The following is an 18,997-nucleotide window of genomic DNA, read 5'->3' as shown; positions in this document are numbered from 1 at the left end:
ACACAATGGTATTTGCAGCCAATATGACCTGGGAGCAATACGCTGCCAAAACTGATGGAGTAGCCATCATTCCTGCTGGATCATGTGAACAACACGGGCCTCACCTGCCACTATCCACCGATTCCATCATCGCCACCGAGATTTCTCGAATGGTAGCTGAGCAAATCGATGGCATAGTGCTCCCCACTCTCAATTATGGATACCGGTCTTCTCCTTATAGTGGTGGCGGTCCACTCTTCCCTGGCACGGTAGATCTTTCCCTCAACACCATGGTGGAATTGGCAAGCAATCTGCTAGATGAGCTCCTTGGCGATGGTTTCCGCAAGATCTTGTTCCTCAGTGCCCACTTCGAAAACCAAGCTCCGATCCTTGAAGCAATGCACCTGGCTCAACGCCGACATGGCACCGATAACCAGATTGTTTTAGCCAACTGGTGGGACCCTCTCAAAGATTCAGTTATGGACGAAGTCTTTTCCGACATCATGTTCCCCGGCTGGGATCTAGAACATGCCGCGGTTACAGAAACGTCCTTACTCATGCACCTCGCCCCCGAGCTAGTACATGCAGATAAGTTACCCGCTAAGGAAGCTTTCGCTGTTCCTCCATACCTTCGGGTTCCACTACAACCTAGTGATATCCCTAGTCATGGAGCTCTCGCCGACGCTGTCGGAGCAACTTCCGAAAAAGGCAAGATCATTGCCGATGCAGCTGCAACCTCCATCGCCGAAATTTGTGCTTATGAATTTGGAGTGCAAGTTAAAACATCCGTTCAGCTTTAAAACGATTTAAAGCTTCGACTTTTACAAATGGACTTCCACCTCGGGAGTCCATTTTTCTTGCCTTAAACACGCTTCTAGAGAGACACTTTTTAAGGCCTGTTTGGAGTTTTATTCACCAAACGTGCCGATCTACGTAAAGGGGCATGCCGGAACATATTTTCGTCGTAAATCGGCACGCTTGGGTGAATCCCTAGCCCGAAATAGGACTCGCAATCACCCCACATCCTCAATCGGTAGCCAAAGCTCTGCTTTAGCAGTGGAAAAGTCGGTGGAATATGTGGTTTTTAAGAGTTGTGGCCCTTTCGCCCATAAATAAGGGTTGGCGGGGAACCATTCGGTGGCAGCGTCGGCCCACATTTGTTGGATTGCTTCAGGGAATGCACCCTCAGTTTCAAAGACCACCCCTTTACCTGCAGGGACAGCGAGGGATTCAAAGTCGGTGGCAGGTTCGCTCGTGGCTACGGCATGCCAATAGTCCAGAATTGAGCCTTCTTCCTGCTGGTTTTCAATTTCATCACTGATGGAAAGCGGGCCCCGCGGCTCTATGTCGTTCTTTGCTAACAATTTCGTCTTGGTGTCTTTATCCAGGAATTTCTCGAATTCCATAATTACAGAGTTAGCGCCGGTGAAAACCGGAAAGGTAGAAAGCAACTTTATCGACAATGTGGTATCGCAAATCTGTCACTCCTTTTACTTGTATGTGAAAGCATAAACGCGGTTGGGATCGCAAAGTGGTGGACTCTAAACGAGCTTCTGAAAGGTTCACACCATGAAAACGTCGAAAAGCTCTTGAAAAGGCCTCGGAAGACGCATAGCCGTACTTAATTGCAACGTCTAATACGGGCTCCCCGGCAAGGGTGCCAAACATTCTTCGCAGGTGATTTTCGCTGGTCAGGGCATGGCGTGCAAGCTTTTCGACGTCAACCCCCACATGATCTTCAATCTCTTAAATAACACGATTCAATTCCAGCATTGTGCCTCCTTGTTGCGAGAGCACTCACTTTATTTTCCCGTGAAGGTTTCTTCTTGACTTATCCTGATCAAGAAAAGTCAATTCTTCCCCAAAATATTTACCCTAAGTGAACCCTGTTAACCTGCAGAAACTCTTTGGGACCAACACCCAAAAGGCAACTGTAGGTAGCATGGCGCGAGTGAGCATCCAAGTAAAAGCACTCCAGAAAACAGGCCCCGAAGCACCATTCGAGGTTAAGGTCATCAACCGCCGCGACCCCCGCGAAGATGACGTCGTAATCGATATTAGAGCTGCTGGGATCTGCCACAGCGACATCCACACCATTCGTAACGAGTGGGGACCAGCCCATTTCCCACTCTCTGTTGGCCATGAGATCGCCGGAGTTGTTTCCGCAGTTGGCTCCGGAGTTACCAAGTGGAAGGTCGGCGACCGCGTTGGCGTCGGCTGCCTGGTCGATTCCTGTGGCGAATGCGAACAGTGCCTCGCCGGATTTGAAAACCACTGCCTCAAGGGCGCCGTTGGGACCTACAACTCTGAAGATGTGGACGGCACCATTACCCAGGGCGGATACTCTGAAAAGGTAGTAGTTAACGAGCGTTTCGTTTGCTCTATCCCTGATGAACTTGAATTTGATGTTGCTGCACCGCTTCTCTGTGCCGGCATCACCACTTACTCCCCTATCGCTCGCTGGAACGTTAAGGAAGGCGACAAGGTTGCAGTTATGGGCCTTGGCGGACTTGGCCATATGGGCGTTCAGATCGCCGCAGCTAAGGGTGCAGACGTTACCGTTTTGTCCCGTTCCTTGCGTAAAGCAGAGCTAGCTAAGACCCTTGGCGCAGCTCGTACCCTCGCAACCACCGATGAGAACTTCTTTGAAGATCACGTTGGCGAGTTTGACTTCATCCTCAACACCATCAGTGCTTCTATCCCAGTGGATAAGTACCTGCGCCTGCTCAAGCCACATGGTGTTATGGCAGTTGTTGGCCTCCCACCAGAGGCTCAAGCTGTTAGCTTTGGCTCCCTCATCGGGGGCAGTAAGGTTCTGACTGGCTCCAACATCGGTGGCATTGCCGAGACCCAGGAAATGCTTAACTTCTGTGCAGAGCACGGCCTCGGCGCACTTATTGAGAAAATCGGCGTCAACGACGTTGATGCAGCTTATGAGCGTGTTGTTGCTGGCGACGTCCAGTTCCGCTTTGTTATTGACACCGAGACCTTCACCGAGGCTGAGGCTGTTTAAGCACCACCCGATGCCCAAAATGTTTTAGACTAGGGCACATAAAGGCCACCTAAGGAAGCTAATCTTTAGCAACCTTTGGTGGCTTCCCTACTTCAGTAGGGATGATCCCGTTGAACATCCCAAGCGATCATCTTCCCCATTTCGATGGGGTGAATTACCCCCGCTTTTTCGAAAATCTTTTTCGGAGAAAGTGGGGGTTTAGCTTTGCAAATATAGAAAATCTAATACTCATCTCAGGGAACTTGATACCCATGTACACCCCTGCTGCGAAAATGATCCTCACAATCTCTTAATCCGTATAAGCAGACCACCTTGTAGCCCCCTGTATTAAGAGATTGATTGCTGGCTAACAAAGAAAAAGAAATCGAGCTCCTTAGCAGAGAGCTTGGAGATTCCACAGCTCCCCCTTCAGCAGAAGGACCAATCAACGTCGAGAAGATAAACATAATCAATGTCGCCGTCTATCGGATCCATCAGCTAAGCATGGAAAACTAATGTAGAGGGACTCTATCTAAGTGCGGTGGGGCGACTTTCAGCTACTAGAGAGCGCGGCGCAGTTTAAGCATGATCTACTATGTTCTGGCACAGACACTTATCAAACACAAGCGCGACTTTGAAAGGGGCAACTTGCCCACGCCTCATAGTCCGATGGCTTAACGATTATCAGTACACGAGCAAGGATAGCGGGGCTTCGACAACTTTTGTCGGGTCAAAGACCAAGTGGGGTTCGAAACCCAAAAGTGAGGGCCTTAGCTACCTATAATTCGAATCGTGACAGCTAAAAAACGGCAGCGATTACTATGCAAAGCTACTGGTCTGGAGAAGCCGATATTCCTTATCGGTGATGAATGCACATGCCTTTTCGCACTGAAGCATCCCGCAATTGTTGCGGGATGCTTCAATGATTTACTACAAAATGAGAACAGAGTCCGCCAGCCGCCTACAAGCCCGCACGGATCACGAGATACAGTGCCACGCAAAACTCTCAGCACAAAGCTTCGCTTAATTTGCGCAGAGGTTAGCCTGTCACAATATGGAGAAACCTAGAAGCTCCATGGCCTTGCGGTAAAGATAGACCACCGCGCTAAGAGTAACCACTCCGAAGCAAAACCAGCCAACGAGTACATAGGACTTCACCAGAACTTATTCACCACCACCAAACCCTGCGCTTGAGACTGGCAACCGGCCGGCCATCTGCGCCCCAGGATCCGTTACGATTTAGCTGAATATGCCGGTAAGAATCACAGTCAAAGAACCCATCGTGTACTAGTTAGCTTCGTAACGGGCTTAACTATGGGTGTACGCGCCGGGAACTGATTCCTCGTCCTAGTTAAGGCCAACCGATTCAGACAACACCGGATGAAAACTCGCAGTTAGTCCTCTAAACGCTTTCACCAGGTAGCTTATACGCGAGCACATCGACGTGCTGAATGTCGGGTTCTACGCTAAACAGTTCTGCTCCCTGCGCGGCGAGTGCCTGGCCCACGCTTCCCGTCAGATGAGCCTGGCGGGCCTCATCGTCTGGGAATACGTCGAAGATCCCGAAGGTAGACGCATCGAACTGCAAAGCGAACCAAGCCCTCGTGCCATCTTCTTGCTCGACAATGGAGCGCGCACTACGTAGAAACTCCGCGACTTCTTCCTCTTTGCCTGGCTTAGCTCGCAAAACTACTGACAATGCAACTTCAATCATGATTGTCCCTCCTTGGACTGGCTGAGCAGTTCCACGATTGTGGAACAAAAGGCCGGAAGATCATCCGGCCAGCGGCTGGTGACGAGGTTCCCATCACGGACAACCTCTTCGTCGACGACATTCGCACCGGCATTGCGCAAGTCGGTGCGGATACTTGGGTAAGAGGTCAGCGTCCGGCCATTTGCGACTCCGGCCTCGATCAGAGTCCACGGGCCATGGCAGATCGAGGCAACTAGTTTGCCAGTGGCTACGAAATCACGCACAAAACCTACCGCGTCGGTGTCCATCCGTAGCTGATCCGGGTTGACTGTGCCACCAGGAAGCAACAGAGCGTCATAGTCATCAACCGAAACTGACTTAACTAGAGCATCGACCAAAAACGTACCCGCTTCATCTAAGTCATTGTTGCGAGCCTTGATCTCACCCTCGTGCAGCGACAGCAACTCAGTCGTGGCGCCAGCATCAAGAAGCGCCTGTCTCGGCTGCTCCAGCTCGACGCGCTCCACGCCGTCTGCGGCAAGGATCGCGACCCGCTTGCCTTTCAATTCATCTGACATCTTCCATTCCGTTCTGTGAGAAGTGGTGACCTACCTATGTAGGCGAGCCATCCATTGTCCGTACAGGACAGCGTAATGAAGGTTCAACACGACTGTGGTTTAGTCGCCGTTTAAGCGTCAGCACACTCATCGAAGTTTTAGCGGGCAGCGCCTGCTCCAAAGACCAGTCGTAGGAAACTATCAAATACGGCTTTGTGTTGTGTCCAACGATGAGATCCCTCAGTTGACAGTTTGTTTTTATATACCGGGGTCTGGCCGAAGTTCACGTCCAGCCCTTTCAGGAAGTATATACCTTGAGACAACTAGTGCATATAGCAATCGAAGGGAACCTAGCTTTCTTTTGCCAACTGACCCGCCCCGTGCGGGACCTGGAATTATAAAACGCCTACCAACTGATACCAACACTGAACTGCACTATCTACATCAGGCGCTTCAGGGATACCCTAGGTATCTTGGCCAGATAGCCCATGCGCTCACAGTCCACGATGGCCTGGGCTCCAATGACCGCACGGCGGTTCTCGCAGCCAAAGATACACCTAGCATCGAACTCAGTACGTCATTCGTCCGCACACCGACCCGAGCCGAACACGTGGGTGGCGATTATCCACACGAGAACTCCGGTAAATCTTCGGGTTTTCACAACCGAAGCGTCCTTAACCCGGACGAGTAACACTTCCCCTACCGGTTCGCATCGAGTGGAGTTGAGACAACCCCACTCTCCAGCACATCATCTATCTTCTTGCAACCCTGATGTATATCTCTGCGACTACACCCAATAGCAGGTCACTATGCTTTCTAAAAATCGCCGCGATCTCGGAATTCCTGCTTACTGTGATAAAAACGGATTGCTATCGACAGGTTGCTCAAAGCCTCCATGACTGGATACCCAGCAAGAACGTCCCAGCGACATACTTCAGGAACCGTCGACGCCCGCCTACCTACTCAAACCACGCAGGGCTCCCGCTATTCGGGCACCACAAGCACGCGACCTGGATTCTGGATTAGCCAAAGCAAACTGCTCATTTGATATTCCAGCTAACCAAGACCATCGCCCTTCTCGATACCCACCAATACTCACCCCCGGGAGACGGCCTCATGCAATGCCGTTTTGAGATACGGTGCCGACGCACCGACTCCGCACGAAGCAACTTCCTCGGGTGTTCCTGAGGCCACCACCGTACCTCCATCCTCACCTGCGCCCGGGCCGAGGTCGATCACGTAGTCGGCTGCGACGACAACGCGCATGTCGAGCTCAACCGCGACGACCGTATTTCCTGCTTCCACAAGAGTCTGTAGATGTGCCACAAGCCGATCGGAATCTGCACAGTGCAACCCGGACGTCGGTTCATCAAGTACATAGAGAGTGTCTCCGCGCTGGGATCGCTGAAGCTCAGAGGCGAGTTTGACACGCTGTGCCTCACCTCCGGACAGCTCGGTAGCCGGCTGCCCGAGTCGCAGGTACCCGAGGCCGACGTCGATTAGCGCCGTGAGCGAGCGCATGATGTCAAACTCCCCGTGGAAGAAATCATAGGCTTCCTCAACGCTCATGGCGAGAATCTGCGCGATGTTGCAGCCACGCCAGATAATCTCCAAAGTGCTGGACTGGTAACGGGTGCCATGGCAGTCAGGACATTCGGTGTACACCGACGGTAGGAATAACAGTTCTACCATCACTGATCCTTCTCCATTGCAGGTAGGACAACGACCGCCGGCGACGTTGAAGGAGAAACGACCCGGTTTGTAACCTCGCGCGCGAGCCTCCGGCGTCTCGGCGAACCTCCGTCTCACGTGGTCGAACATCCCGGTGTAGGTGGCCACGTTTGAACGCGGAGTGCGACCAATAGGCCTTTGGTCAATACTTACGACACGACGCAACCCAGAGAAGTCTCCGCGGATCGTTCCCTTGACCTCTTCGGGTTCGCCTGACAGCAAAAGCTCATCATCTTCAGGGGCGGCAGCATCCTGTGTCTGAGCAGTTCTTCCTAGTCGCTCGCCAAGCAACTCAGGCAACGCCTGACTGACCAAGCTTGACTTGCCTGATCCAGAAACTCCAGTGACTGCGGTGAACACCCCGAGTGGAACGGAGATCGACACATCGTGCAAATTGTTACGAGTGACGTGCTCTAGATATAGCCATCCCTGCGGCTCTCGGGGAGCCCGATGAACCAAGCCACTGCCTCCGAATAAGTATCCTCGGGTGACGGATTCCTCCACTTGCGCTAGCCCGTCAGTAGGCCCGCTATAGAGAACACGTCCGCCACGCTCGCCCGCTCCAGGTCCGATGTCTACCAGCCAGTCAGCATGGCGCATCACGTCTACTGAATGCTCGACGACAAATAGGCTGTTGCCTCGTCGTTTGAGTCCGTCAAGAATGCCGAGCAACGCGCTAATATCCTGTGGATGTAATCCTGCCGAAGGCTCATCGAGAACGTATACCACTCCGAAGAGGTCAGAGGTCAGTTGGGTAGCGAGACGCAGTCGCTGCAATTCCCCGCCAGAGAGTGTGGGAGTGGTGCGATCCAAGGATAGGTAGCCCAGTCCCAGGTCAATAATGGGCCGCAGTCTACTGACGAGTTCTGTGCCCAGGCGGGTTGTCGCCGCCAGCTTCCCTGCCGAATGGTTCGCTTCCCTGCGCAGGTTAGAGGCACCCGCGCGGGGTGTTTCCCCGGCGTCGACGCTCTGCTGCGCGGCATCGCTCAGGGCTGTTACATCTGTTGCGTGATCTGCCGTCTCGATCACGTCGAGATCGGCGGTGGCCTGCTCGACTGCCTTTTCAATCAGCACCGAGAGTTGTGCCAGCGGCAGGCTGGAGAGGTCTGCGATATCACGGTCTTCAAACGTTACCGACAGTGCCTCTGGCTTCAGTCGTTTACCATGGCAAGCAGGGCAGGGAGTGACCGTAAGGAACTGCGCCACGCGCCGCTTCATCGACTCGCTCTTGGTATTCGCGAATGTGTCGAGCACATACTTGCGAGCACCGACGAAGGTACCCGAGTAACTCGGTTCAACACCCGCCGCGATAGCAGCCCGGGCCTCGGCAAGAGTTAGCCGCGAGTGGACCGGGACATGCGGTGTCTCCTCTGTGTAAAGGATCCATTCACGCTCTTCCCTCGGCAGGTCCTTCCAGGGGACGTCCACATCGTAGCCAAGGGAAACGAGCACATCGCGTAGCTGATGACCGTGCCAAGCCTTTGGCCACGAGGCTATAGCCCGCTCGCGGATCGTCAGCGAGGGGTCGGGCACCATCTTGTCCTCGGTGACCTCATACACCCGGCCAATGCCGTGGCAGTCCGGACATGCTCCCTGCACGGTGTTAGTAGAGAAGTCTTCGGCATAGAGCATCGGCTGATCATCGGGGTAGTTGCCAGCCCGGGAATAGAGCATGCGCACTAGTGATGAGATCGTGGTGATACTACCCACCGACGAGCGAGCGCTACGGCCTCCACGTTGCTGCTGAAGAGCAACGGCCGGAGGCATGCCCGTAATCGAATCGACGTCTGGAACGCCGACCTGGTCAATCAAACGACGAGCATAGGGAGCGACAGACTCTAGGTAACGGCGCTGCGATTCCGCAAACAGCGTTCCGAAAGCCAGAGAGGACTTCCCCGACCCAGAAACCCCGGTGAAAACCACCAGCGCATCGCGGGGCACCGCGAGATCGATGTCCTGAAGGTTGTGTTCGCGAGCACCTAAAACACGAACGTCTGGCTGAACGGGCAAGGGCTGCGTTGACTCGGGGAGAGGTGGATTAACCATGCTCGCGATATTAGCAATTATTCGCAACGCGGTTGCCCAAGTTTGTTAGCGGGAGAACTAGTCCTCGGGTACAAATTTTCCACGGTTCGCCTGTATGCCACAGGCCTTGTTAGTGCGGTGAAACACGCAACTATGCAGGATGAAACCCATTAAGGTGATGTATGACAGACACGCAATATATAGCATGCCAACGTAAGGCAGTCAACATATATTTTAAGTACGGACCACCCAAGACTTCTTCTTAGAAAATATTTACAGGATGTTCATGTCGTGCCGAACCAGCACGACAAAGAAACTATGCCCCGTAGCTTTCTCGGTTTCGAATCGACCGGCTAGTCTATGGTCCCGATTCACAACTCAGCACCGACACCACCCCAAAAGAGAACACCGGTCTCGACCTGGCACACAGCGCCCCACCAACTGAGAAATCACCTAGCGCCCCACTACTTCACTACTTCAAAAAAATTTCCCTTGCTCCAAATTTTTCTGGTTTAGGCTCCGAAATAGGTCGGGTCGTGGAGCACGGGTTCCCAGATGTTTGTGGTACCGTCGCGCTCAATCCAACCACCGCTAAAGGAGATCATCATGACAAGTAGCAATCGCGCTGTCATCTTCGAGGACGTCGGGACTATGCGCGTCGAGTCTCTCGACTTCCCGAAGCTAGAAATGCCAAACGGTAAGAGAGCCCCTCACGGAGTCATTCTCAAGATCATCGCCACTAACATCTGCGGGTCTGACCTGCACATCTACCGCGGTTCCTTCCCCGTCCCACAGGGTATGGTGATGGGGCACGAAATGACCGGGGAAGTTATCGAGGTCGGGTCCGACGTCGAGTTCCTCTCCGAGGGCGACCTAGTCTCGGTCCCCTTCAACGTCGCCTGCGGTCGCTGTCGCAACTGTCGCGCCCGTCGAACCGACGTGTGTGAGAACGTAAACCCCGACACGGCCTGCGGTGCCTACGGGTTCAACCTAGGAAATTGGCAAGGCGGACAGGCGGAATACATGTTCGTCCCCTACGCAGACTTCCAGCTGCTCCGCTTCCCAGACAAGGACCAGGCCATGGAGAAGATCCGTGACCTCGCCCTACTCTCTGACATCCTGCCCACCGCGTTCCACGGCCTCATGGAGGCTGGCGCCAAGCCCGGCTCAACCGTCTACATCGCCGGAGCCGGACCCGTCGGCCGGTGCGGAGCCGCAGCAGCCCGGCTACTAGGCGCTTCCTGCATCATCGTCGGCGACTACCACCAAGACCGCCTAGACCTGATGAAAAACAACGGATGCGAGACTATCAACCTCAATGAAGATGTGCCGCTGACCGACCAGATCGAGGCTATCCTCGGCGAACCCATGGTGGACTGTGCCGTCGACTACGTTGGCTCTGAAGCACACGGCATTGGCCGTGAGTCCAAGGACATGAACCCCGCCTACGCCATCAATCAGGTCATTGACGCTACCCGTGCAGGTGGCGCCACCGGCATCGTCGGCGTCTACGGCCCCGATCCATTGGCTACCTCCAAAGCCGAACAGGAGGGCACTTTCCCTCTAGACTTCGGCAAAGCGTGGATCAAGTCCCCTAGGATATCTGCAGGCCAGGCTCCAATCATGCACTACAACCGTGACCTAATGATGTCGATCTTGTGGGACCGGATGCCTTATCTGAGCAGCATGCTCAACACCAAAGTCATCAGCCTCGACGAAGCACCCGAGGCCTATGACACCTTTGATAAAGGTGTCTCGGAGAAGTTCATCATCGATCCCCACGGCATGATCCCCTCCTAATTCTGGGACGGCTCGCTGTACGGATCTGTTCTCAACCCAGGTTCGTACGGTGTGGCTCCCCCACCTCTGCTATACCCAATTAATGTGCACGAACGCACTCGCATAGATTAGCCAACCGGGGATGCTCATGCGACAACCAGAGCAACCATCTCTAACCCCATACCTCGCTCAGCTCTGAATAACACATGGAGCAATGAGATAGAAGCGTAGGTCTTGGCCGGGATAGACCCGGCGGCGGATTGGGAAGGGTAAACTGACGAGGCTAAAGATCATTTCCATCTTCTGTTTCAGATCTCCGCAACCTGCTCGACGGTCAGCTCAGACACGAAGAACTTGTTTACCGTACCTGCTCATCATTTAGGACAGCACACTCCGATCACCCGTGTACACCTACGGGGGACTAGGAGCAGGAAGTATTCTTTCTCCCAACGACGCGTTCGCTTGAGCCGTCGTGGACGGAAGCAACTTTCGTTGAGCGAAGCATTTCGGTTTGATGGTGTGAGTGATCACTCGTTGATTTCTCCACAAACCTCACCTCAGAGCGAGGATAGCGATTCCTCCAGAGCGAACCTACTCCCTCATACGCAGCGAGAAACTGGCGTTTGCTCGTTCCGTCCACCCTTAGAAAGGTATGCGACAGGTGCCTGAGGGCTCGCACCGTTTTCCAGTCCCGGCACGCTCCAAGACCATCGGCAGTCGAAAACCATGTGAGATCAACCAATATCATAAACTCGACAAAAACGAACTCACCCGTGCTACATCGTCGTCAGCAGCTGAAAAAACTAGGCAGGGAACCCAATCGGAAGCCCTTGCCCTAGCTGGTTTTAAGCCCAATGGTCAACATCAGGCCTGACTCTCCTTGGTGCGTGCTCCACGACGACTAGATTCCAACGCCGCGGCCAATGTGCGTGCATCATAGCTTCCCTTCAGTCGGTAACCATCAACGAAGAACGTCGGGGTCGCATGGGCGCCACTTGCCGCTGCGCTTGCAACGTCTCGTTCGACCCTCGCGGCAACTTCAGCGCTGTCCAGGTCTTTAACGAACGCCTCGACGTCGAGACCAAGCTCAGCCGCGTAACCGATGAGATCCTCGCGTTCGAGGGCGTGCTGTCTAGTGAATACGAAGTCAAGCCACGGCCAAAACATGTCTTGCTTCGCGGCCACTTCTGCGCCCCGTGCAGCGAGCGGGCCGTGAGGATGATGAGGAAGATGCCTAACGACGTAGCGTAAATCGTCCCCGAAACGCTTGTGGAGATCCTCCCATGAACCGGTAGCATGCGCGCAGTACGAGCATTCAAAGTCTACGAACTCCACCAGAGTGAGCTTGGCGTCTTCAGAGCCGCGAATATGATCCACCTCAGGATCGACCGCAGAGTCAAGTATCATCGGCAGATCGGCAGTCTCTTCTCCCCACCGACGAGCCGCAACCTTGAAGATGGTCCACCCCATAATGATGGCAAGAGCCATCGCCACCAGAACACCCACAGGCGCCTGACGTCCCAGATCGGAGGAGGAATCGAAAGCAATGCCGATAATCAGCAAGGACATGGTGAAACCGATGCTGAAAGAGCTACCCCACTCTAAAGGGTGTAGGCATCCGATGGTGTGAGTCTTGAAATATCAGCACTTAGTTGAGTCATTGTCGCCACCGTATGGACGGCCGAGACGGATCACTCCCTGCCAAAGCCATAGCATGGGTGACAGACATATAGCCAGGCGTATATTCCTCTCTGGCGCGTCGAGGTAGGTGAATTATGGCCACGTTGACGTGGCATAGTTCGGCGATTGCGCACACCTTCAACCCAATGGCATACACCCTTCCCGTGCCCAGAACTCCTCAAATAAGAAGATTGATCTGTCCGAGATGCTGATCAGAGATCAGGCCTTGACGTTCATTGCGCAGTGTCTGATGAGTCGACGCAGGTGGCGGGGATCAGCGATGGGGATGAACTGATCGATGACTGCTCCGTGCAGCCACGCGACGTGGACGATGACCATCAAGAGGCTCTCCATTCCCTCTGCACGTCGCAGCGGGGCGAATACATCACACACGTTGACGTGAATAGCTGTCCGTGTCTTTTCTTAATAGGTCTTTGACCCGAAGCTCTAAGCCCGTCAGGTGGTTGCGCTGTCGAATATTGACGGACGCGCCGTCGCGTGTAGGAACGAAACCACACTTTAGAAATTGAGACGAGTGCGACATGGTTCAAACTCGTGACCGTCTCTGACCTCCCCGGTCTGGCCACAAAGACCTCTAGTTACGAGCTGTAAAGAGGAATGTCCGCCCGCGTCATGAAGCTGCTGGGCTTGTTCTCGGATTGGGGAGGACTATTCCGTTGACTAAGCGTTCCTAACAGTGAGGATCGTTTCAGTTCCGGCTGCGCATGTAGGATACTTCGTCGCAGTACCCACGCTTTTGGAATCGAAAATCTCAATTTAAGAAGAATTAAATCCAGCGTGAAAACCAAGAGAGGGCCTTCAAAACCTACTTCAAGGCCAATTAATACCCAACGTCACATGATTAAGGATTTCAAAGTACTTAAAGAAGTTCACAGAGCTAACTTTGAACGATCGATCTAAGCACGCAATACTCGTGAAAAGTTAGCACTCGCAAGATTCCTTATCCCCTCAACAGGTGACTAATAGGAAACAAATTCAGCTGGGACTAATTATGCCTTGGACTGGTTGATCAATGCGTGTAGCTGGGTCAGGAATGGAGCGCCCTGTGGGGAGTGCAGGAAGACTCCAAGAAGTCCGCCAAGCGCGCCCAAAACTCCAAGGATTGCAACAAGGGAACCGGCAGAAGATCCAACGGAAGATCCATCTGCAGGCTTTGAGGTCGCAACAACAGGCAAGGTGAAGGTGGTGCCTGCGTCGGTTTCGATCTTCAGCTCGGTTGCGCCTGCTGGAACGGTGAGGGTGGCAGTTGCAGTACCGGTGGTGTCAAGCTTAGGAACGATGGTGTTGTCCACAGGTACGGTCACAGTCTCGGCACCCAAGGTCACGGTAACGGTGGTTGGGGTTGCTTCGCCGCCGGTGTAGGACAGTGCGGAGAGATCAACGGTGAGCTCTTCGCCTGGGATGAGCCTGGAATCGTCGGCAAGCGCTGCTCCGGAGAGCTCAATGCCTACGGAGGCCTGATTAGCGCGGACATCTACGCCGGTGTTGGCGGCGAGGTAGGAGTTGAAGAGGTCGATGTCAACGAGGCCAGAATCGGTAATGTCGGTGCCGTTGGTGAAAGCAGTGAAGCCGTCACCGCCGCTGAGCAGGAATGTGGAACCTGCGATGCGGTAGGTCTTGGTCTCATCGATTGGCTCACCGTTAATGGTGACGTGGGTGATGCGCTCGCCCTGTGCAGCGTTAGGGTTGTAGGAGTACTGCACGTTGTTGGACAGGCCCAGTGCCAGACGAGGACGGTCAGCTGCTGGATCCTTCCACTGCTGCTCCAGTGCCGCAATAAAATCAGCGCCAGTGATATCTACAACGCCGTAGGTGTTGGAGAAGTTCTGGGTGGCAAATGCCTCAGAGAAGGTAACGTCGCCAGCCTCGAGGTCAGCGCGCACGCCACCGGCGTTCATAACTCCGATGTCAGCGTTAAGTGGGGTCTGAGCGTTGATTGCCTGCAGGCCAGCCTCGGCAATGAGGTTGTTCAGGGAGGACTCAACACCGCGGTTAGTTCCGGTTGCACCTGCGGAGTCAGCACCACGAAAGAAGGAATTCTCAATGGTGGCAACAACCTTTGCGCCCTCAACGTCGGAAGCAATCTTGGCAGCATCAACAATGCCAGCGACCGAAGTGACTAGAGCATTTGACACTCCACAAGCACCAGAAGCGGTAGCTGCATCAACGTTTACTGCCTCGATTGCAGTGATCTTCTTGGCAGTGGAGTCATAGGAGATCTCTACGTCAGAAACAAACTTGCCGTATTCCATGCCCTGGATTACAACCAATGGCTGCTTGCCATCGCGGGCTGGGCCGGTTTCAACGCGCTGTTCGTGGGTATGGCCGGCAAAAACTACGTCAACGTTGGTGGAGAATGCGTCGGTTGCCTGAGCTGGGGAGTGCATCAGCGCGATAACAACATCTGCCTCGCCAGCAGCCATGATGCGGTCAGCTTCAGCGTTTACTGCATTGAGGTCATTGGTGAAGGTGATGCCAGGAATGCCAGCTGGGGAAACCAGGGTGGAGGTTTCATCGGTTACGGAACCAACATAAGCAACGCGCACGCCGCCAAGTTCAACAACCTCGGAAGCTGCAGGAGCAGGGATGCCACCCTCAACGTTTGTGCCGAGGTATGGGAACTGAGCCAAGCCGGTGCCGTCCAGGGAGACACGGCCGGCAAGGTCTGCGTAGCCCTGGTCAAACTCGTGGTTACCCAGTGCGGATGCATCTACGCCGATTTCACTCAGCGCGGCCAGAGTAGGAGCGTCCTTCAAAATGGAAGAGACGAATGGAGAACCACCGATGTTGTCACCGACGGTAATGAAGCTGGTGTTTGGGTTTGCTGCGCGCTCGGATTCAACATAACAAGCAAGTCCGGCTGCACCCATCTCGCCTTTTTCAAGGTCCTGAGCGATGTGGCCATGGAAGTCGGTAACACCGAGGATGTTGAGCTCAACAGTTGCTGCTTGAGCAGAAGCTGGGGCGAATGCGCTAGCGCTCACTGCTGCGGTGGTAACGATCGCAAGGGCTGCGCGAGAAAGCCTCTTCATTAAATTCTCCTGAGAAAGAACATGGAAACGTGAAATTTCTTTACAGGAGAATTGAATACTACTGAGAATTTGATGAGCAGGGGCTTTGTATGGGGGTTAGGTGATATTTAAGAAGTGTTCACCTTAAGCGCACCTGAGCTTAAAGTATTACCCCCCTTCAGGGGCAAGGCCGAAGCCCCCAAGATTTACGCTTTGCGACGCAAAACCTTTAAGCACAGTTTGTAATAAGTGCCATATACTGCGTTAACGATCTTATTTGAACCAATGCTCCCGAGGTTCGGATTATCCAGTCGCCATTCCATTTTTTCCAAATACTGCGCCGCATTAAGCTGTGCCAACTTTTGGGTCCGCCTGCGCAGTTTAAAAATAGCTGGGAGATCACGAATGAGCAGTTTGAGGGATTTCACCTTCAACGCCAAACGATCTTCCTTGGCAGCAATTGCCCACAGCCCCAGGTTTACACCCAGAATTTGCGGTACCAAAACTGCAAGTAGAGGCAGTGGTAACACACTCAGCAGTAATACGTGGCGGTTTCGCTCAATATAAATCCATTTATAGTCGCCCTTGGCATAGTCATAGTGATGGGTGACATAAGCGGAGTGCAGCAAACCAATCTTGCCACCGGCCAGCAACAAGCGCGCAGAGAAGTCAGTGTCTTCGTGATACATAAAGTACATTTCTTCCATGCCACCTAGGCGCTTCCACCACTGTGTTCGCACTACGAGGCAAGCACCGGAAGCAATGGAAATTTCCGAGATATCCTTATCATCCTCTGGCTTTTCATCAAGGCCAGTTACCCAGGAAAGACCTGAGATATGCAGGGCATTTCCCGCAGAGTTGACGGTGCCATCGGGAAGCAGCAGATAAGGCATAAAGGCAGCCCACTGCTCATCTACGCGGCGCAAAGAATTAAAAAGTGAAGGATCGTCAATGACGGTATCGGGGTTGAGGAAGAAGAGTAGATCCACATCATCGACAATGGCTGCAGCGCCGACATTGCAGCCGGCAGCAAAGCCGCCATTGTCATGGTTGATGATTTCCACACCATGAGCTTTAAGGCGTTCACCCACCATGGATTCCAATACCCAAGGTTTGCGATTATCCACCACAACCACGCGGTCGCCATCTTTTAACTGCGAGGCAAAAGAATCAACTAGATTCGCCACATCTTGTTCGTGTCCATAAGAGACAATAACTACACCGATGCGTTGGTTGCTCATCGAAAATCCAGGCTCCTTTTGGTTTTGCACGTGGTCACCAGCTTACCTTGTGGAGCCTGCTACTCCCCCTCCACACGAGCAATGCTCTTGTGCAGCGTGCGATTAATCCCCTCAGTAAGAGTGTGGCGAGAGGTCTTCTTCTCAAAAATGATCGCGCGCATACCCATATAAGCAATCTGATCAGCTGCTTGATTAAGTGGATCGCCAGCATGCCCCAACACCCGGGCAAGTTCCACGGTGCACTGACCTTCCAGTGCTAGCCAGGCATCCTTAAAACGAGAACGGGCACCGGAAGAAATTCCACGCCAGCGTTGACCAGTTTTACTGCGCCGCGGATTGGCATTAAGAATGTAATCAATCGCCTCGAGAGCTGCCTTACTATCAGTTTCAATGCGAGCTGCTTCGGCACCAATATTTTTCAGATATTCCAGCGCGTGAGTGATACTCTCCAATTCCAATTCATCAGAGGAAGCAGTGGTATCAGCAGTTTCTAAAAGATAATCGCCGTTGGCTGCCACAAAACACATTGCTCCGCGAAAGACCCCATCGGTAGAAGCATCCGTCGCAACGCGTAAAGGTCCGGTAGGCAACACACCGTTACTCAAGGAATAGCGTGGCCACCAGTGAGCCTCTTGTCTTTCTTTGGGGCGTGGAGCGCGCTCGACAGCTTCGCCGATTTTTTTGGCCTTATAGTGAGCGGACTGCTCAGCCCGGCGCGACAGGGCTGAAGCTTTGACGCCAGCGCGGTTTTCTTCCGCAAAGCTGCCCGTCACCAGGTAGTTTTGGCGCACAAGTTCAGCGCGCAAGGCGGTTTGACGCCGGCCAGTAACAATCCATACCTTGCCTTGAACCCCACGCAACGCAGATTTAAGGGCGGCAACAGCGCGTAGCACAACGTCGCCATTTTTGGTTTGGCCATTGCGCACAAATCTGCCATGCGCGGAGTCAACGGCGATGACCCATCCATCAATTTTCCCCGAGGCCGCGGATTCCCAAGGGACTTCCCAGAGCGCGATGGCAACATGAACCGGCCGATTGATCATCTCAGGGGTGATCTTGCGCGATTGGTAGGTGCGCGATTGAGTGCCCGCCAGCTGCTCTAGGTCGATGGATTCCATGATGAACAAGTTATCATTAGCTTTGTCGGCCCTATCTAAAGGGAATATTCATCTTTATGCACTAGGCTCTGTTTCTATCATGGATGCAAAAAATAAAAACGACTTCACTGACACCTGGTTGGTCGTTCCCTGTTATAACGAGGGCACAGTAATCAGGGAAGTGCTCGAAAATGCTCTCCAGACTTTCCCTAATATTGTGGCCGTTAATGATGGTTCTCCGGATAATTCCGCCGCGGAGATCCATGCTGCAGGCGCACATTTGGTTAATCACCCGGTTAATTTGGGCCAGGGTGCTGCGATTCAAACCGGTATTGAATATGCCCGCGCACAACCCGGGGCAAAATACTTTGTCACCTTTGATGCCGATGGCCAACATCAGGTCAAAGACGTGGTGACCATGGTGGAACGGCTGCGCAAAGAACCCCTCGATATTATTGTGGGCACCCGTTTTGGCCGTCCCCGCAAAGAGACTGATCAGGTTCCGCTGATTAAGCGCATTGTGCTGCGCACCGTTGTGTTGCTTTCGCCAAAGACCCGCAAACTGGGTTTGACCGATGCCCACAATGGATTGCGTGTGTTTAACCAGAAGGTGGCGCAGGAGCTCAATATTCGCATGAATGGCATGTCCCATGCCTCTGAGATTGTTGATCAGATTGCGCAAAAAGGCTGGCGGATTTCCGAAGAGCCGGTTGATATCCTCTACACCGAATATTCCATGAGCAAGGGCCAGTCCCTGCTTAATGGAGTTAACATCCTTGCCGATGGCTTCCTTGCCAGGAGACTCCCATGACCCAAACTGCAACACAAATTGTTATTCAGGTGCTTTTGCTGCTGGCCACTTTGGCCTTGGCTTTGTACTTTTTGAAGAATCGCCGCAAAGCACGCGCTAAAGCTTGGGTAAAAATCGGCTTTGTGCTCTTCATTTTTGCAGCCGTGTGGGCGGTACTTCGACCCAATGATCTCACTGCCGTTGCGCACTTGGTTGGAGTGGACAGGGGCACTGACCTCATGCTTTATGGTCTAGTGGTGGCCTTTATGTTCACCACACTTTCCAGTTATGTGCGCTTCCGCGAGCAGGAATTGCGCTATTCCAAGCTGGCCCGCGCTGTGGCTTTGCAAAACGCAGTGCTTCCTGAAAAAGAAGAGGCTTAAGGGGTTTAAGGGGTTCGC

Annotated in this window: 14 protein-coding genes; 5 read left to right on the top strand and 9 right to left on the bottom strand. The window is 53.4% G+C overall.

Annotated elements, in window-relative coordinates; translation table 11 throughout:
* Positions 1-5 precede the first annotated feature (5 nt).
* Positions 6-779, top strand: coding sequence for a creatininase (locus H924_RS01505; protein WP_015650198.1), 774 nt, complete (start codon positions 6-8; stop codon positions 777-779).
* 213 nt (positions 780-992) lie between these two features.
* Here the strand turns inward: H924_RS01505 and H924_RS14465 are convergent, their stop codons facing one another.
* On the bottom strand, positions 993-1,385 hold the full coding sequence (locus H924_RS14465) for a GyrI-like domain-containing protein (protein ID WP_245533882.1): 393 nt from the start codon (positions 1,383-1,385) through the stop codon (positions 993-995).
* Between the two features lie 545 nt (positions 1,386-1,930).
* Here H924_RS14465 and H924_RS01495 point away from each other — a divergent pair.
* Positions 1,931-2,992 carry an NAD(P)-dependent alcohol dehydrogenase gene (locus H924_RS01495; RefSeq protein WP_029703714.1) on the top strand — a complete coding sequence of 354 codons (1,062 nt, stop codon included), beginning with the start codon at positions 1,931-1,933 and terminating at the stop codon, positions 2,990-2,992.
* Between the two features lie 1,381 nt (positions 2,993-4,373).
* On the opposite strand, the gene H924_RS01490 is transcribed toward H924_RS01495, so the two are convergent.
* From H924_RS01490 to H924_RS01475, 3 genes are all read right to left on the bottom strand, one after another.
* Positions 4,374-4,685, bottom strand: a complete 312-nt coding sequence (locus H924_RS01490; RefSeq protein WP_015650195.1) for a putative quinol monooxygenase — start codon at positions 4,683-4,685, stop codon at positions 4,374-4,376.
* Entirely contained in the window at positions 4,682-5,242 is a 561-nt protein-coding gene (locus H924_RS01485; protein ID WP_015650194.1) for a type 1 glutamine amidotransferase domain-containing protein, read from the bottom strand. Before H924_RS01485 ends, H924_RS01490 begins: the two co-directional genes overlap by 4 nt.
* Positions 5,243-6,316: 1,074 nt before the next feature.
* Positions 6,317-8,998: an excinuclease ABC subunit UvrA gene (locus tag H924_RS01475; protein WP_015650193.1), complete on the bottom strand. Its 2,682-nt coding sequence runs from the start codon at positions 8,996-8,998 to the stop codon at positions 6,317-6,319.
* A 585-nt stretch (positions 8,999-9,583) separates the two neighbouring features.
* Between H924_RS01475 and H924_RS01470 the strand changes: the two genes are divergently transcribed.
* Positions 9,584-10,777: an alcohol dehydrogenase catalytic domain-containing protein gene (locus H924_RS01470; protein ID WP_015650192.1), complete on the top strand. Its 1,194-nt coding sequence runs from the start codon at positions 9,584-9,586 to the stop codon at positions 10,775-10,777.
* Between the two features lie 843 nt (positions 10,778-11,620).
* Here H924_RS01470 and H924_RS01465 read toward each other — a convergent pair.
* From H924_RS01465 to H924_RS01450, 5 genes are all read right to left on the bottom strand, one after another.
* Entirely contained in the window at positions 11,621-12,337 is a 717-nt protein-coding gene (locus H924_RS01465) for a DsbA family protein (RefSeq protein WP_282705369.1), read from the bottom strand.
* Positions 12,338-12,655: 318 nt separating this feature from the next.
* On the bottom strand, positions 12,656-12,829 hold the full coding sequence (locus H924_RS14050; protein WP_155861912.1) for a hypothetical protein: 174 nt from the start codon (positions 12,827-12,829) through the stop codon (positions 12,656-12,658).
* Positions 12,830-13,446: 617 nt separating this feature from the next.
* Positions 13,447-15,489, bottom strand: a complete 2,043-nt coding sequence (locus H924_RS01460) for a bifunctional metallophosphatase/5'-nucleotidase (protein ID WP_015650190.1) — start codon at positions 15,487-15,489, stop codon at positions 13,447-13,449.
* Positions 15,490-15,674: 185 nt separating this feature from the next.
* Positions 15,675-16,709 (bottom strand): glycosyltransferase family 2 protein, encoded by a 1,035-nt coding sequence (locus H924_RS01455; protein WP_015650189.1) that lies wholly within the window; start codon positions 16,707-16,709, stop codon positions 15,675-15,677.
* A 59-nt stretch (positions 16,710-16,768) separates the two neighbouring features.
* Positions 16,769-17,827 (bottom strand): ribonuclease HI, encoded by a 1,059-nt coding sequence (locus H924_RS01450; RefSeq protein WP_015650188.1) that lies wholly within the window; start codon positions 17,825-17,827, stop codon positions 16,769-16,771.
* Between the two features lie 79 nt (positions 17,828-17,906).
* Between H924_RS01450 and H924_RS01445 the strand changes: the two genes are divergently transcribed.
* Together H924_RS01445 and H924_RS01440 are read left to right on the top strand one after the other, a co-directional pair.
* The gene (locus H924_RS01445) at positions 17,907-18,617 is read left to right on the top strand and encodes a glycosyltransferase family 2 protein (protein ID WP_015650187.1); all 711 of its coding nucleotides are present in this window, start codon (positions 17,907-17,909) and stop codon (positions 18,615-18,617) included.
* Positions 18,614-18,979 (top strand): DUF2304 domain-containing protein, encoded by a 366-nt coding sequence (locus tag H924_RS01440; protein ID WP_015650186.1) that lies wholly within the window; start codon positions 18,614-18,616, stop codon positions 18,977-18,979. The genes H924_RS01445 and H924_RS01440 overlap by 4 nt, the downstream gene beginning before the upstream one ends.
* Positions 18,980-18,997 lie beyond the last annotated feature (18 nt).

The organism is Corynebacterium callunae DSM 20147 (assembly GCF_000344785.1).
Taxonomy (GTDB): Bacteria; Actinomycetota; Actinomycetes; order Mycobacteriales; family Mycobacteriaceae; genus Corynebacterium; species Corynebacterium callunae.
Note: the sequence above shows the minus strand (reverse complement) of the source record. Positions and strands in the feature narration are given on the sequence as shown.